At 35.7% G+C, this 13,977-nt stretch carries 18 protein-coding genes; 4 read left to right on the plus strand and 14 right to left on the minus strand.

What is annotated here, in order from left to right:
- Positions 1-1,506: 1,506 nt before the first annotated feature.
- From AC6F34_RS12900 to AC6F34_RS12940, 9 genes are all read right to left on the minus strand, one after another.
- On the minus strand, positions 1,507-1,734 hold the full coding sequence (locus AC6F34_RS12900; RefSeq protein ID WP_500772751.1) for a nucleoside triphosphate pyrophosphohydrolase family protein: 228 nt from the start codon (positions 1,732-1,734) through the stop codon (positions 1,507-1,509).
- Positions 1,686-1,868: a hypothetical protein gene (locus AC6F34_RS12905; RefSeq protein ID WP_500772753.1), complete on the minus strand. Its 183-nt coding sequence runs from the start codon at positions 1,866-1,868 to the stop codon at positions 1,686-1,688. Before AC6F34_RS12905 ends, AC6F34_RS12900 begins: the two co-directional genes overlap by 49 nt.
- Positions 1,869-1,893: 25 nt before the next feature.
- Complete coding sequence (locus tag AC6F34_RS12910; RefSeq protein WP_500772755.1) at positions 1,894-2,445, minus strand: histidine phosphatase family protein; 552 nt, start codon at positions 2,443-2,445, stop codon at positions 1,894-1,896.
- Between the two features lie 99 nt (positions 2,446-2,544).
- The gene (locus tag AC6F34_RS12915) at positions 2,545-3,408 is read right to left on the minus strand and encodes an aminoglycoside phosphotransferase family protein (RefSeq protein WP_500772757.1); all 864 of its coding nucleotides are present in this window, start codon (positions 3,406-3,408) and stop codon (positions 2,545-2,547) included.
- 5 nt (positions 3,409-3,413) lie between these two features.
- Entirely contained in the window at positions 3,414-3,881 is a 468-nt protein-coding gene (locus AC6F34_RS12920; RefSeq protein WP_500772759.1) for a GNAT family N-acetyltransferase, read from the minus strand.
- 125 nt (positions 3,882-4,006) lie between these two features.
- Entirely contained in the window at positions 4,007-4,306 is a 300-nt protein-coding gene (locus AC6F34_RS12925) for a hypothetical protein (protein WP_500772761.1), read from the minus strand.
- Entirely contained in the window at positions 4,288-5,277 is a 990-nt protein-coding gene (locus AC6F34_RS12930) for an anti-sigma factor (protein ID WP_500772763.1), read from the minus strand. The genes AC6F34_RS12925 and AC6F34_RS12930 overlap by 19 nt, the downstream gene beginning before the upstream one ends.
- Positions 5,270-5,761 (minus strand): sigma-70 family RNA polymerase sigma factor, encoded by a 492-nt coding sequence (locus tag AC6F34_RS12935; RefSeq protein WP_500772765.1) that lies wholly within the window; start codon positions 5,759-5,761, stop codon positions 5,270-5,272. Before AC6F34_RS12935 ends, AC6F34_RS12930 begins: the two co-directional genes overlap by 8 nt.
- Positions 5,762-5,963: 202 nt before the next feature.
- Complete coding sequence (locus AC6F34_RS12940) at positions 5,964-6,299, minus strand: hypothetical protein (protein ID WP_500772767.1); 336 nt, start codon at positions 6,297-6,299, stop codon at positions 5,964-5,966.
- Positions 6,300-6,435: 136 nt separating this feature from the next.
- On the opposite strand from AC6F34_RS12940, the gene AC6F34_RS12945 reads away from it, so the two are divergent.
- Positions 6,436-6,984 carry a hypothetical protein gene (locus AC6F34_RS12945; RefSeq protein WP_500772769.1) on the plus strand — a complete coding sequence of 183 codons (549 nt, stop codon included), beginning with the start codon at positions 6,436-6,438 and terminating at the stop codon, positions 6,982-6,984.
- A 60-nt stretch (positions 6,985-7,044) separates the two neighbouring features.
- Here AC6F34_RS12945 and AC6F34_RS12950 read toward each other — a convergent pair whose 3' ends face one another.
- The 3 genes from AC6F34_RS12950 to AC6F34_RS12960 all read right to left on the minus strand — a co-directional run bounded on the left by AC6F34_RS12950 (position 7,045) and on the right by AC6F34_RS12960 (position 10,121).
- Complete coding sequence (locus tag AC6F34_RS12950; RefSeq protein ID WP_500772770.1) at positions 7,045-8,448, minus strand: SpoVR family protein; 1,404 nt, start codon at positions 8,446-8,448, stop codon at positions 7,045-7,047.
- A 338-nt stretch (positions 8,449-8,786) separates the two neighbouring features.
- Positions 8,787-9,104 (minus strand): DUF3889 domain-containing protein, encoded by a 318-nt coding sequence (locus AC6F34_RS12955; protein WP_500772772.1) that lies wholly within the window; start codon positions 9,102-9,104, stop codon positions 8,787-8,789.
- Positions 9,105-9,158: 54 nt separating this feature from the next.
- The gene (locus AC6F34_RS12960; protein ID WP_500772774.1) at positions 9,159-10,121 is read right to left on the minus strand and encodes a M14 family metallopeptidase; all 963 of its coding nucleotides are present in this window, start codon (positions 10,119-10,121) and stop codon (positions 9,159-9,161) included.
- 154 nt (positions 10,122-10,275) lie between these two features.
- Between AC6F34_RS12960 and AC6F34_RS12965 the strand changes: the two genes are divergently transcribed.
- On the plus strand, positions 10,276-10,524 hold the full coding sequence (locus AC6F34_RS12965) for a YhdB family protein (RefSeq protein WP_500772776.1): 249 nt from the start codon (positions 10,276-10,278) through the stop codon (positions 10,522-10,524).
- 53 nt (positions 10,525-10,577) lie between these two features.
- On the opposite strand, the gene AC6F34_RS12970 is transcribed toward AC6F34_RS12965, so the two are convergent.
- On the minus strand, positions 10,578-12,308 hold the full coding sequence (locus tag AC6F34_RS12970) for a phospho-sugar mutase (protein WP_500772778.1): 1,731 nt from the start codon (positions 12,306-12,308) through the stop codon (positions 10,578-10,580).
- A 210-nt stretch (positions 12,309-12,518) separates the two neighbouring features.
- On the opposite strand from AC6F34_RS12970, the gene AC6F34_RS12975 reads away from it, so the two are divergent.
- Together AC6F34_RS12975 and AC6F34_RS12980 are read left to right on the plus strand one after the other, a co-directional pair.
- Entirely contained in the window at positions 12,519-12,962 is a 444-nt protein-coding gene (locus tag AC6F34_RS12975; protein WP_500772779.1) for a disulfide oxidoreductase, read from the plus strand.
- The gene (locus AC6F34_RS12980; protein WP_500772781.1) at positions 12,959-13,423 is read left to right on the plus strand and encodes a thioredoxin family protein; all 465 of its coding nucleotides are present in this window, start codon (positions 12,959-12,961) and stop codon (positions 13,421-13,423) included. The genes AC6F34_RS12975 and AC6F34_RS12980 overlap by 4 nt, the downstream gene beginning before the upstream one ends.
- 79 nt (positions 13,424-13,502) lie before the next feature.
- On the opposite strand, the gene AC6F34_RS12985 is transcribed toward AC6F34_RS12980, so the two are convergent.
- Positions 13,503-13,904, minus strand: a complete 402-nt coding sequence (locus tag AC6F34_RS12985; protein ID WP_500772783.1) for a DUF5365 family protein — start codon at positions 13,902-13,904, stop codon at positions 13,503-13,505.
- Positions 13,905-13,977: the final 73 nt, after the last annotated feature.

Raw genomic sequence — 13,977 nt, forward strand, 5'->3', positions numbered from 1 at the left:
TGGGTTTCGTGATCTTAAACTTGACGATTTTGATCTCAAATATGGTTTCGTGATCTTAAACTTGGCGATTGTGATCTTAAATCCGAGTTCGTGATCTTAAACTTGGCGATTGTGATCTTAAATCCGAGTTCGTGATCTTAAACTTGGCGATTGTGATCTCGAATATGATTTCGTGATCTTAAACTAGGCGGTTGTGATCTCAAACTGGGTTTCGTGATCTTATACTAGGCGATTGTGATCTCAAATATGGTTTCGTGATCTTAAACTTGGGGATTGTGATCTCAAATCAGGTTTCGTGATCTTAAACTTGGCGATTGTGATCTCAAATTGGGTTTCGTGATCTTAAACTTGACGATTGTGATCTCAAATATGGTTTCGTGATCTTAAACTTGGCGATTGTGATCTCAAATATGGTTTCGTGATCTTAAACTTGGCGATTGTGATCTCAAATCGGGTTTCGTGATCTTAAACTTGGCGATTGTGATCTCAAATCTGTTTTCGTGATCTCAAACTAGGCGATTGTGATCTCAAATCAGGTTTCGTGATCTTAAACTAGGCGATTGTGATCTCAAATCGGGTTTCGTGATCTTAAACTAGTCATTTGTGATCTCAAATCGGGTGTCGTGATCTTAAACTTGGCGATTGTGATCTTAAATCCGAGTTCGTGATCTTAAACTTGGCGATTGTGATCTCAAATTGGGTTTCGTGATCTTAAACTTGACGATTTTGATCTCAAATATGGTTTCGTGATCTTAAACTTGGCGATTGTGATCTCAAATCGGGTTTCGTGATCTTAAACTATTCATTTGTGATCTCAAATCTGATTTCGTGATCTCAAATCTGATTTCGTGATCTCAAACTTGGCGATTGTGATCTCAAATATGATTTCGTGATCTCAAATCGGGTTTCGTGATCTTAAACTTGGCGATTGTGATTTCAAATATGAGTTCGTGATCTCAAACTTGGCGATTGTGATCTCAAATCGGTTTTCGTGATCTTAAACTAGTCATTTGTGATCTCAAATCGGTTTTCGTGATCTTAAACTAGTCATTTGTGATCTCAAATCGGGTTTCGTGATCTTAAACTAGTCATTTGTGATCTCAAATCTGATTTCGTGATCTCAAACTAGGCGATTGTGATCTCAAATCTGATTTCGTGATCTCAAACTATGCGATTGTGATCTCAAATCAGGTTTCGTGATCTTAAACTAGTCATTTGTGATCTCAAATATGGTTTCGTGATCTTAAACTAGTCATTTGTGATCTCAAATATGGTTTCGTGATCTTAAACTAGTCATTTGTGATCTCAAATATGGTTTCGTGATCTTAAACTAGTCATTTGTGATCTCAAATATGGTTTCGTGATCTTAAACTAGTCATTTGTGATCTCAAATCGGTTTTCGTGATCTTAAACTAGTCATTTGTGATCTCAAATCTGATTTCGTGATCTCAAACTAGGCGATTGTGATTTCAAATATGATTGATGATTTTTAAAACGATTTTATGATCACAAATCGTGTTTTTTGATCTCATCCATTTTCTTATATAGCTCTTCTTCTAAATCGAATTGAAAATAATTCGCCAGCTTACATAAATAAGCAAGACAATCAGCGAGTTCCTTCCCAAGGTTTTCACGAACCTCTTCTTTAGCAAGTGCGAATGCAAGTTGTGAGTCCAGTCCTTCTCTCATATGCTCATCGGTACGTTTAAAGACTGTCCTAAACTCTTCAGCCAATCCGCTACCTCAGTCGTCAACAGCATATGTGTATACAAAAGAAATTCACGATGTCCTTTATAATCTTTTTTATCAAATTGATCAAAACCCATTTCCTTTACAAACTGCGCGTACTCTTTTTGTAAATCATTCAATTTATTAATCTCCTTTATCTTCTCTTTATCCTAATCTTTTAATAGATACCAATTTCAGATCTTCGAAAGTACAAGTATACACATCAGGCATACGCAATTGATTCCAAAATGAATGATCAATATCTGGATCAAAGTAATTTAATACGAGAGTCATAATATTACCATGTGTACCCAATACTAGGTGCTTCCCCATATTGATCTTAATCATTTTTATTAATGCTGTAACCCCTCTTTTTTGAGCAATGAGGTTGGATTCTCCGCCTTCAAAACTGAAGTTTTGATCACTCCATACTTTCATCATGGCAGTAGGAAAGTCATCAATAGGCTCAGTAGTTAAGGTTCTCTCCCTTAACCCTTCTACTAATAAAATTTCTTGCTTATGATAGCTCGCAACTCCTGCTACCGTTTGAATTGCTCTCTTATATGGACTAGAAGCAACAAGATCTATATGTATTTCTTTAAATAGCTCTGTAATACTCTCTGCATCTACAAATCCTTTTCGTGATAACGACCTCTCCCTTTCATCGATTGAATAGTCCGAATGAGCATGCCGCACGAAATAGATGATTGTTTCCATATAATGAACCTCCTTAATTAATCTCCAGCAAAACCATCTTACGTTGACTTATCTTTTACCACTGCTATAAAATCAGTTATCGTATTTCTGAACTTTCACTTACATTAAACAGGTTTTCAAAATTTCTAAGTTGTTCTCATAGAATAATCGATTTTTCTCTACTCCTCGACGCTTACACCAACCAATGCTATTAAAAGCATCTGTAAATTGATAAAAAGGTAAGATTTGATGCAAATCGGGAAGTTTTCTAATGCTACTATAGCCATGTTTGTAGGCCTTAAACCATTCATCATTCTTGCTAAGGAAGTCGCGATTTAGCTTTGTAAAATCAATTTCAGTCGAACCGAAGCGTACACTTTCAAAATCGATTACACCAACATCATTAGCACCATTCACAATGATATTCCCTGGGCGAAAATCCATATGAACAAAGCTTGGACCATCAGGAATTGGCAAGTTCTTTTTCATCACTTCAAATCTCTTGATTGCTCGTTCAAATATAGGAGGGTCTAATAGCTCTTTCGCATCTTCCGCAAAGCTATAAAAATGGGTTTCGATGAAAGTAGTCCAATTTGGATATTCATTATCTATATTCACTATTTTGTTAACTGAAGTAGCTTTTACCTCGTGCATCGAAGCATGAAAAACCCCTACTTCATAAGCAACCTCAGTTGAAGCAGCTTCTGATAATGTTCTTCCCTTTAACTCTGACAAAACAAATGCACTAGGCGCCTCTTCATCGCCTTCATACAATGAAATTAAATTTGGTGTTAAAACTTTTCCTTCCAGGATTTTATATGCCTCTAATTCACGAAGGAACTTTACTTTTGAGTACGGAATTTTCACATACACACTTTCTCTATTTGCCAACTTACACTTATAAACTGTTGAACTATGTGAATCGTCAACTTCCTGAATCGTTCGAACATTTAAATCGAGTTTCTCTAAGATCTTCTTTAGCATAAAGGCTAGTTCTCCTTCTCCATAACGTAAAACTCTGTTAGATTCGTCATAAATTCCTTTCGAATCACAAAGCCATTTTTTTCGTAGAGGCGAATTGCTCTCTCATTGAATTTCGCTACAGTCAATCGAAGTGGTAAACAATCCTTTTCCTTGATTGTATTAAGCATAAAAGAAAAGAATTCACTCCCCACTCCTTTTCCAGTGAGTTCAGGTTTCAATCCTAAGCCAATATCTATTCTAGTTTCATCATAAACCCCATTCCCCTCTCCTGCCGGAACTCTTGCAGCCGCTCCTATACAATAAAAACCTATCACATGTTCGTTCTCTACGACTGTAAAATACTCGTTCTCAAGTAATTCTCTTAATGTATCTTCATTCCACACTAGATTATAAAAATCATACGGAGGTGGATAACGCCACATAGCAATATGCTCTGCATCTGTTTCTATCATTTCTCTAACAACCCATTTCACTAAATTGCCCTCCTAATTAATCAGACTATTTAAATTATTATACCATTTACTCGTTTACAACAATTAAAGAGCACAATCATTTGTGCTCTTTAAAGATATATTGCTTCACCTTACCACTCCTTGATTTAAGGAAAGGGAATGATCGTCCAACCAAGTATGAAAAGTACAGTGAAAAAGAAAAGTGTAAAAATTCCAATAGCGATGCCTAGTAAGCCTAATGACCGACTTTGTTTTGAAAACAATGCCACAATTCCACTGATGAGAATAATCAGAATGATCATTGAATATTGATCTTCGAATGGTGTTTGCAGATTTGTTAATATACCAAAATTCAGTAAAAATAAAGTAAAAAGACCGATAATGACAGAGATAAAACCAAAGATTGTCAGTATTTTCTTAGTACGAATCATTTTGACCAGTTCCATAATTTTACCTCACCTACCTTTATCGTTCGAATCAAATCTAAACCTTGTAAAGCTTCAACGTCTTCCTTCGGACCAGTTACAACTACACCATATGTTTTTATCCCGTTTTCTTCAATAAATTGAATTCTTTCATCGAGCTCTAAATTCTTTGAACTTGATACAGCAGTAGCCAGTTCCTCATACTGCGCGATGTAAGTTAGAATATCCATGAACACTTTTTCATGCGGACCAGCATTTCTAAATGGTGACCAATACGTGTTGTCTGGCTGTACAGGATAACCAATCGGCGAAACAACCGTCCCACTTTTACTAAGGTTATGTGCTTCTACACCCGACTCAATCGCTGCCCATACAACATCAACATTTTGTAAAACTTCTTCAGCCTCTTCTACACTTATTACATCAGCAAAAGATAGATACGCTTCTACAACTGTCTCCGAAGGCAAACCATTGACTACCTTCCATTCACGATTTGTATCGATTTCATGACTGTTGTGAGGGTGAATGAGCCATGGATTTGTCTGTGTTGGATTACGAGGTGACACACGCTCGAGCGAAGATGTTGTTTCCTTTTCAGTTAAGTTACCTAAAGTATACTGAAGCTTATACGTATTCGCCTTATAATCCTCTTCACCAATTCGTTTATATTGTTCAAATGCTAATCTCATAGAGAATGGTGAAAATGACATATCAAACTCTAGCTCTTCTAATGATGTGTTCGGCTCTGTTACATACAAGGTTTGGCTCGTAACATCCATCAAAGTTGTCGACTTTGTTCCAAACGCATAATAAAAAAATGTAAAAATAAAGCTTACTGGAATGATGAGTAGTATCATCGTTAATATACTGAGATACAATCTCCATTTCGTAAATGAAACAAATTTCTTCCACGACTTCTCTCCTTGTTCTTGTTGCTTTAACTGTTCCATCTCTTCTTGTGAGTCTTGTAATAGCTTTTTATAATCATCCATCCTTTAATTCCCCCTTTTTAATGAGCACTTTCATTTTTTTTCTTCCTCTAGACAAATGACTTTTAAATGTATTGATCTTTAAATCTAAAATGCTTGCCGCTTGCTCATATGTATAATGTTCGATATCACATAAAATAATGGCGTGTTTTTCAAAAGGCAATAATTGATCTAACAAGCTCAGTAACAATTGATAACGTGACTTTTCAACTAAGATTGTCTCAGGGGTTTGCTCATCATGTTTGGATTCAATGGTTTCTCTTACTTCCGTTCGTTTGTCCTTACGAAGGAAATCAACATAAGTATAATAAGCTACCTTAAATAACCAGGGTTTAATCTCATTTATCTCTCCTGAAAGCAATGACACATGTGCTTTATAAAATGTCTCTTGTGCTAAATCTTCCGCAGTATTCGTATTTCGACACAGAGAATATAAATATCTATAGATGTCTTTTATATATCGGGAATAAACCTCATCAATCTCCATTTCACCCTCCTCCCCTCTAGGACCGTTGAAAGAATACTACTACTTTACGAAAGTTGCCTTTTTCTTTCACTTTATCCTCGAATAAAAAAAGAAAAAGTTGCAGATTTCTTAAAATAGTTGAAAGTTCTTTATTCATCTAATTAAAAAAGCCCCATTCAAATACGAATCGGACTGATTTTAGCATTATTTCTTTTTATACAATTTATTGATTAGGAGGGATCATGCCCGTCACTAATAATATAAAGAAGAAAAAGCCAATTAATAAAAAGAGAAAGGATGAGATCAATACTGGGCCTTTTCTAAGTATGAAATTTTCTTGTTTTAAAATGATTCCAGTTTGTGCACTAACTTGAGATGTACTCACGTTCGAAATAATGCCGCCACCACTAGAGAAAAACAAACTTCCTACGAAGAAAGCAATCCCTGTAAAAAACATGACTTCGATGAATCGAACAGAAAAATAAGCTGAAACAAAATAAGTAATTCCTGACTGTATCACAAAAGTGATTAGCAATATAATATAAAATTTTGCTCTCATGTTTCCCCCCCTATCTTTCTTCAATAATAACATTATATTGTTAATAAAAACAATATTTTACATTATTTCAATTTTTAATTATAATTAATGTGGGAAAATAATGTAGAAGATCGTTCATTTGGAGAGGACATTATTTATGTTAAAGAAATTATCAGTTTTCATTGCAGTTATTTTGCTTATTGGATGTACTCAAAATAACTCGCATTCTTTAGATATAAGAAAATTAGAGAAAGTCGACATGGCTGATGTAGATGCTTCGATGCAAAAGATGATACCAACTACTTATAAAGCACCTTCAGTAGAAGTTGCGATTGAAGCACTTCCTTTTGATTTGACTCTACCAGAAGAGATTCCTTTTGATACAGAAGGGTTTGAGCGACCAATCATCAATGATGTATCTCATGACGGAAAGAATTTATTAGTTGAATTTGTAATGAATGCTTCTACTCAAAAAGATATTGGATTAATGATTACAGTAATGAACGCTACGGAAGATGTTCCCACTATCGAGGAACAGCATGAAATGATCGAGCTAAACGAGCAAACGAAAGGCTACTATATAAACCATAATATCTCATTTAATTTGAATGACCTTTCATATTCGGTTTTATATTTAAACAATGATCTTTCACCAGAAGAGCATAAAGAGCAGATTATACAAATTACGAATCAAATGATAAAGTAATAAATTTTTGCACTAAATCAAAACGACAAGAGGAAGTAAACTTTCCTCTTGTCGTTTTTGTTATAAATACTTCCGATGAATGGACTTACCATCATATGTGAAGACCATTTGTTTGCCTTCGACTTCACTTTCAAGATGGACGCTTCTTCCCCATAGCTGATGAATGTAAGGAAGGACTTTTTCTAAATACTTCAAGTCTAATTCAATTCCTTCAAACCAATGTTTTAAATAGAGCTCTCCATTCTTTAAGTAATCACCGTCTATTACAGTTAAGTATGGGAATCCGCCATTTACTCGCATACTAACCAGCTGATCTCTTACATTCTCCCACTCTTTATCAACTACTTTATAATCCTTCCCTTGCTTCTGGAAAAGGTACATATCTTCTCTCATAACTAAATCCTTTGTTAAATAGTTGCGTAAAAAGGAAATATCCGATTCAATTTCTCGAACTTCAAACATCTTTTCTCGCCCAGCTCCAGGTTTATTTCCACGTTCAATCATTTCTTTAGTTGGATTATTGTATCGTTCTTCTATATCTTCGAATATTTTCAATCCAAGATAATATGGATTAATGCCTGTTCGAGACGGCTGTATAACACCCGCATTTAACTTTGCAAACTCAATCGCGTCTCCACTTGAAAGATCCATCTCGCGAATAATCCGCTGATGCCAAAACGAAGCCCAGCCTTCGTTCATAATTTTCGTTTCAAGCTGTGGCCAGAAGTATAGCATTTCTTCACGCATCATCGTGAGAATATCCCTTTGCCAATCAGTTAATTCGCGACTATAGCTTTCAATGAATAATAATAGGTCCTTCTCTGGCTTTGGAGGAAATTTCTTTTGTTTTTTATCTTTCGTATTCTTCTTTGTCGATTCGTCTAAGCTCCAAAGATCGTCGTATGGCGAAGTAGCCACGACATCTGAGCTTTCCTCATCATCGATGTCCCAGGCTAATTTAGGTCTCATTAAAGAAGGATCAATATGCTCCTCAATTGCGAGCACTGCATCTAAAAACACTTCAACATCCTTTTTCCCATATTCGATTTCGTATTGGCGGATTCGTTCTGCTGTTGCCGCCATGCTCTCTACCATGTCACGTTTTGTATTTTGAAAGCGTACGTTATTTTTGAAAAAATCACAATGTGCTAAAACATGGGCAACAATTAATTTGTTCTGAATGAGAGAATTTGAATCGAGCAAAAATGCATAACAAGGGTCTGAATTGATGACAAGCTCATATATTTTCGAAAGTCCAAGGTCATAATGCAACTTCATTTTATGAAACTGTTTACCAAAGCTCCAATGCGAAAACCTCGTTGGCATGCCGTATGCGCCAAATGTATAGATGATATCAGCGGGGCAGATTTCATAACGCATTGGATAAAAGTCTAGACCAAAGCCTTTTGCTATCTCAGTAATTTCTTCAATGGCATATTCCAATGCCTTTTCTCCTTCTCGCATCTAGTGCCGCCTCCTTTTACTCCTTACCATACTCTATGAGGCGATTGAAAAAATGATGATGAGAAGGTGAAGTCATCTCTCATAAAAAAAAATAAGCCTCTTGAGGCTTATTTCAGACTGTTGACAAACGCATGCATACGTCGTTGTTTGCCATCAAATTCCCCTCATGAACCGAATGTTCTATTCGGGTCTTCACTTGATTGCACACCTAGTCTGACAAGCGTTTTCAAGACAGTCTGGGGGTTCACTTATTCTAAAAAATGCAGAAAAAGTCAGAAATCGACTTTGTCTACATTTTTTTATTTGGACTTTTTCATACTAAGAGCAACCCCAGACTGTTAATTATTCTGTTGCTCTACTGTTAGATTCAAGAACTTGTCATCGACTGCATGATGTGTTATTTTCACAAGCACTTGGACTTCCTTCCCATTTTCCTTAACGACGAAGATAAAGGTATCCATCACTTCTTCTTCTGAAATCTTTCGTCTACCAGCGTACTTATAATCGGTTACATCATCATCTGGATAATCCTCTTTGACTACAACTGTTGCAATACGGCCAAACTTCTCATAGTTAGGTTCCGCTGTCAACCCAATAGGTATTTTAACTTGAGTGATTAGTGTAAACGCAAACATTAAAAGCAATAATTTTCTCATATTCTCCTCCGAAAAATAATTTTCCTTATTATGCTCAATTCAACATATTTGTATTCATGAACGTTTACTCAATTCTGTCAATAACATCGGACCTACTAATTTGTTCTTCTCCCATTCAGTCTTAAAGGTTGAGATTGGAGGGTTAGTCTCGTCAGTAAGCGGGCATATCTCAATTGTAAAAGCAGGCTTTTTGTATGTGACGATAAACCAATCTGTTAGTCCTCCACCTACCGCTTCTTTTACGGGAGCCCTCAATGGATATCCTGTGACATTCGCCAGCTTTTCTGCTAACCTGCGATCTCTTTCAAGGTTTTCGCCGTTATGGTATTCCCAATAAATTTCTTGTCCTGAGGAATGATAAGCAACGACTGATAAAGGCTTAATTTTCTTAATAAATTGAACCAATGATCTTGATTCAATTGCTTGTAATGGCTTTGTGCCTTTATAAAATTGATAAGATGGAGCTTTTGGTGAAGGCAGAGCGTTCCATCCAGCAGGATACTGTCGGTTTAAGTCAATGCCTGCTGCATTAGATTTCCATCTCGAAAACTGTGTAGAACCTTCATTCAATTGCTGGTAATTTTCCAAATGTTGTTCCTTCATTTGTTGAATCATTACTCCGTCAGGGTTTAGCATTGGAACAAACCAAATTGCATAATGATCAAACAGCTTCGAGGAATACGATCCAATTGCAGCTCCACTTTTATAGGCGTATGCATATTCCTCAAGCATTTTCATGACTAACGACGATGTTAACCATTCTCTTCCATGATGACTTCCCACGATCAAAATGGTTTTATCCCCACTTCCTAATTTGAATGCATATAATTCTTTACCTAAGTGAGATTTTCCAATTGTAAATACTTGAACTTCCTCTTGATATTGCTGTTGAATAGCATGTAAATCTTCTAGTAATTGAAAGTAATCGTATTCTTCATATGGATGAACAAGATCTGCCTTCACTTCATATGTTGCTAAAAAAGAAAAGAATACAAAAAACAATGAAATTTTCTTCATGAGTCATCACCATTCTTAACTGTCCCTTTTCATCATCTTTTTATACAGGTAAAAGATGAAAGCGTTGATATCATTCGTCCTCCAACATTTTCACAGAAAAAAAAGAAACAAACTCCACAAACTAATTTCAACTCCTGAAAGAGGAGGAAACAAAGTGAACAAAGTTGATTATGATCGTGCATTGTATTACACTCACCGTTCTGAGTGGGATAACCTGCTCATTTTAATGGTTCGTACAAAAGATCACTTCTTATCAAAGAAAATCGAGCATTTCCTGCATGCTTATAACTTTGAAAATGATTATAAAGTGGTCGAGCAAGAACTTTATTCGTTGTTACGCTACGTTGATTATGCCAATGAGATATCAGCAGAAAAAGCACTTGATGAAAAGGTTTATATGTAAAAAACAAGAGAATTCCACCAAAAAACACGAGCGTAACCGCTCGTGTTTTTCCATTATACAAAGGATTTTATATTGTTCATAAACGATTGTTGCAATGACGTTAACTTTGAAGTTGAATTTTCTCTTGTAGTTCCCTTCACACTAAAATAAAACTTTATTTTAGGTTCCGTTCCAGAAGGACGAACACATACCCATGAGCCATCAGCTAAAATATACTTTAGAACATTCGATTGTGGAAGGAGAATTGTTTCTTTGTCACCGTTTGAAAACATGCGTGTACTTGTTGCGTAGTCTTCTTCAATCATTACATCAATTTCTGCAATCGACTGAATTCGTTCAGTTCTTAAATGAAGTAAGATCGATTGAATCTTTTCTTCACCAGACTTACCTTTTAATGTTATTGACGATAACCCTTCTTGATAGTAGCCATATGCTTCAAATAATTCGTCTAATACATGCAGGAGTGTTTTGTTCTGCTTTTTATAATAGGCCGCTGCTTCTACAGCGATGATCGCAGCTTGAATCGCATCCTTGTCTCTTGCAAAATCTCCAATTAAATAGCCGTAGCTTTCCTCATATCCGAACAAAAAGGAGGAACTGCCTGCAATTTCGCTTTCCTTAATCCTTTCTGCTATAAATTTAAATCCTGTTAATACATTTTCCGTTTTAACCCCATAATGCTCTGCAACCTTCAAGCCTAAATCAGAAGTTACGATCGTTTTATAGGCTAATCCATTTTTAGGAAGCATGTTTTTCTTCTGTTTCTGAGAAAAAAGATATTCCATTAATAAAGCCCCAGTTTGATTCCCTGTTAACAGTACGTATTCTCCATCACCATTTAATACAGCTAACCCAATCCGATCAGCGTCTGGATCTGTCGCTATTAAAATGTCTGCATTAACTTCTTTTCCTTTTTGAATCGCAAGCTCAAATGCAGATTCTTCCTCTGGATTTGGACTTTGTATAGTTGAAAATTGCGGATCCGGCATCACCTGTTCTTTTACGACATATACATGCTCATATTTCAACGCTGATAACGCATGACGAACTGGTTCATTAGCCGCCCCATGTAAAGGTGTAAACACAACCTTCAAATCTGATCTTTCACCGAGAGCTATATTCTCACTAATAGTCAACAACTGTTTTTGGTAAGCAGAGTCTACCTTCTCACCAATCATGACAATTAGGCCATGGCTTTTTAACACTTCTTCATCTTCAACATGGATATCTAATTCATTTTCAACTGCTTGAACGTAATGTATTAACTCATCTGCTTCTTTAGGAGGCATCTGTGCACCATCAGGACCATATACCTTAAATCCATTATATTCAGGCGGATTATGACTAGCTGTGATGACAATCCCAGCGTAAGCATGTAAATATCTCACTGAGAAGGATAGCTGTGGAGTCGGTCGAAGCTCCTCATACACATATGTTAATATCCCATGTGTCGCTAACGTCTTTGCTGATTCCATCGCAAAGGTCTGCGAATGATGTCTGGAGTCATATGCGATGACCACGCCCCTTGACATCGCTTCCTTTCCTTCTTCCTTTATGTATTCTGCTAATCCAAATGCAGCCTTTCTAATCGTATAAATATTCATTCTATTGGATCCAATTCCCATCACTCCACGCATCCCACCTGTTCCAAATTCAAGGTCTTTATAAAATGCATCTTCTAGTAATGCTTCATCGTCTTTTATTTTTACAACTTCATTTTGATAATCCTCAAGGTTGAATGAAAATCCTAACCATTTTTCGGCACGTTCTCTCCAATTGTTCAATTTTGTCCACTCCCTTAGCTTTTCATTATTTTATTCTTTCTTAGGTGGAGGATGTCCTTGTCAAAACCTCTTATTTTATCGATTTCTCAATAAAATTTGAATAATAAATGAGGAAATTGTGAAGTTTTATACAAATTCACTTTCTTCATTTACATCTCTTTAAACGAGCAGTATAATCGTAACGATATATAGGTGAGGTGAACGGATTGAATGAGTGAAAAAAACAGTAGAAATCTTGAGACAAAATTGTTTTATGCGTGGTGCGTATCAATTATAGCTCTATTCGGCAGCCTTTACTTCTCAGAGATTAAAGGATATATTCCATGTGATTTATGCTGGTATCAACGAATCTTTATGTACCCATTAGCCATCCTTTTAGGATTAGCAGTTATAAAAAAAGATGTACAAATCAGCTTTTATGCAATGATCCTATCCGCGATTGGTGGAAGCATTTCTCTTTATCATTATAGCATTCAAAAAATTGACATTTTACAAGAAAATGCCTACTCTTGCGGAGTTATTCCTTGCACGAGTGACTACATTAATTGGCTCGGATTTATTACCATCCCATTTTTAGCACTTGTTGCATTTTTAATGATATTCATTTTAAGCTTTATCATTTGGAAAACACTAAGAAGGGAATTTAAACAATGAAAAAAATCCTTATTTTTTTAGCTATCATCATCGCATTATTCGTCGCTCTTGCCGTATTAAACAACCAGCAGAAGAAAGCTCCTGAAGATAATGTTTATGGAAAAACAACACTGGAGCCAGAGACCATAAAACAATTAGATGATCCAAATTATCAGAACATTATCCTGCCAGATACATTGGAAGAACGCCTTGAAGCTGGTGATGCAACAACCGTTTATTTCTTTAGCCCGTTATGTGAATATTGCAATCAAGCAACACCGATTCTTTCTCCGTTAGCAAAAGAAATGGATGTTGACCTTCTTCAGTATAACCTGCTAGAGTTTAACGCTGGCTTTAATCAATATCGAATTACAGAAACACCAACGATCATTCATTTTGAAAATGGACAAGAAGTGGAAAGACTGACAGGACTACGCTCAAAAGAGCACTATGCAGAATGGTTTAAAACAAATATACAATAAAGAAAAAGGGATCTTGAGTTGATATCAAGATCCTCTTTTCTTTATAAATGCGTAGGATTCCTTACCTTAAGTTATACATCTACATAACATATTTAGTAAATGTGGAATAAATTTCACTATCTCTTTTATGTGTCAATGCAATCGTCTGTTCAGAAAACTGATCATATAGGAATGGGAACAGTAAATCCATTTTTTCTAACGTAAAAACATTCTTCGTAAAGATGTCTCGATATTTTTCTGAACGCTCTTCCGTATCTAATATGGCAATAATCGTTTGTAAGCTTGCTATCACTTCATATGCTTCTCTTAACGTGCCGAAATATTCAAAATGATCTGGTGATATATGCAATATTTTTAAGTTTTTAAAAGATGCAATTTCCTTTTCCGAAAAATATCTTGGAAAGATGTCATGATAAATCTGCTCGATTAAGGCGACAATTTCTTCTTCTTGCTGCCTTGTAGAAGCATAAACAATTCTCATTTTAAAAACCACCCTCTATGTAAATACACATTCTTATTCCATTTATATTAAAATTAGAAAGCAATAAGCATCT

This window comes from Niallia sp. CD-39 (assembly GCF_059874745.1).

Coding starts and splice junctions, on each gene's coding strand:
- AC6F34_RS12910 (WP_500772755.1), bottom strand. CDS start 2,445: ATGGAAACAATCATCTATTTCGTGCGGCATGCTCATTCGGACTATTCA.
- AC6F34_RS12915 (WP_500772757.1), bottom strand. CDS start 3,408: ATGCTAAAGAAGATCTTAGAGAAACTCGATTTAAATGTTCGAACGATT.
- AC6F34_RS12925 (WP_500772761.1), bottom strand. CDS start 4,306: ATGGAACTGGTCAAAATGATTCGTACTAAGAAAATACTGACAATCTTT.
- AC6F34_RS12930 (WP_500772763.1), bottom strand. CDS start 5,277: ATGGATGATTATAAAAAGCTATTACAAGACTCACAAGAAGAGATGGAA.
- AC6F34_RS12935 (WP_500772765.1), bottom strand. CDS start 5,761: ATGGAGATTGATGAGGTTTATTCCCGATATATAAAAGACATCTATAGA.
- AC6F34_RS12940 (WP_500772767.1), bottom strand. CDS start 6,299: ATGAGAGCAAAATTTTATATTATATTGCTAATCACTTTTGTGATACAG.
- AC6F34_RS12945 (WP_500772769.1), top strand. CDS start 6,436: ATGTTAAAGAAATTATCAGTTTTCATTGCAGTTATTTTGCTTATTGGA.
- AC6F34_RS12950 (WP_500772770.1), bottom strand. CDS start 8,448: ATGCGAGAAGGAGAAAAGGCATTGGAATATGCCATTGAAGAAATTACT.
- AC6F34_RS12955 (WP_500772772.1), bottom strand. CDS start 9,104: ATGAGAAAATTATTGCTTTTAATGTTTGCGTTTACACTAATCACTCAA.
- AC6F34_RS12960 (WP_500772774.1), bottom strand. CDS start 10,121: ATGAAGAAAATTTCATTGTTTTTTGTATTCTTTTCTTTTTTAGCAACA.
- AC6F34_RS12975 (WP_500772779.1), top strand. CDS start 12,519: ATGAGTGAAAAAAACAGTAGAAATCTTGAGACAAAATTGTTTTATGCG.
- AC6F34_RS12980 (WP_500772781.1), top strand. CDS start 12,959: ATGAAAAAAATCCTTATTTTTTTAGCTATCATCATCGCATTATTCGTC.
- AC6F34_RS12985 (WP_500772783.1), bottom strand. CDS start 13,904: ATGAGAATTGTTTATGCTTCTACAAGGCAGCAAGAAGAAGAAATTGTC.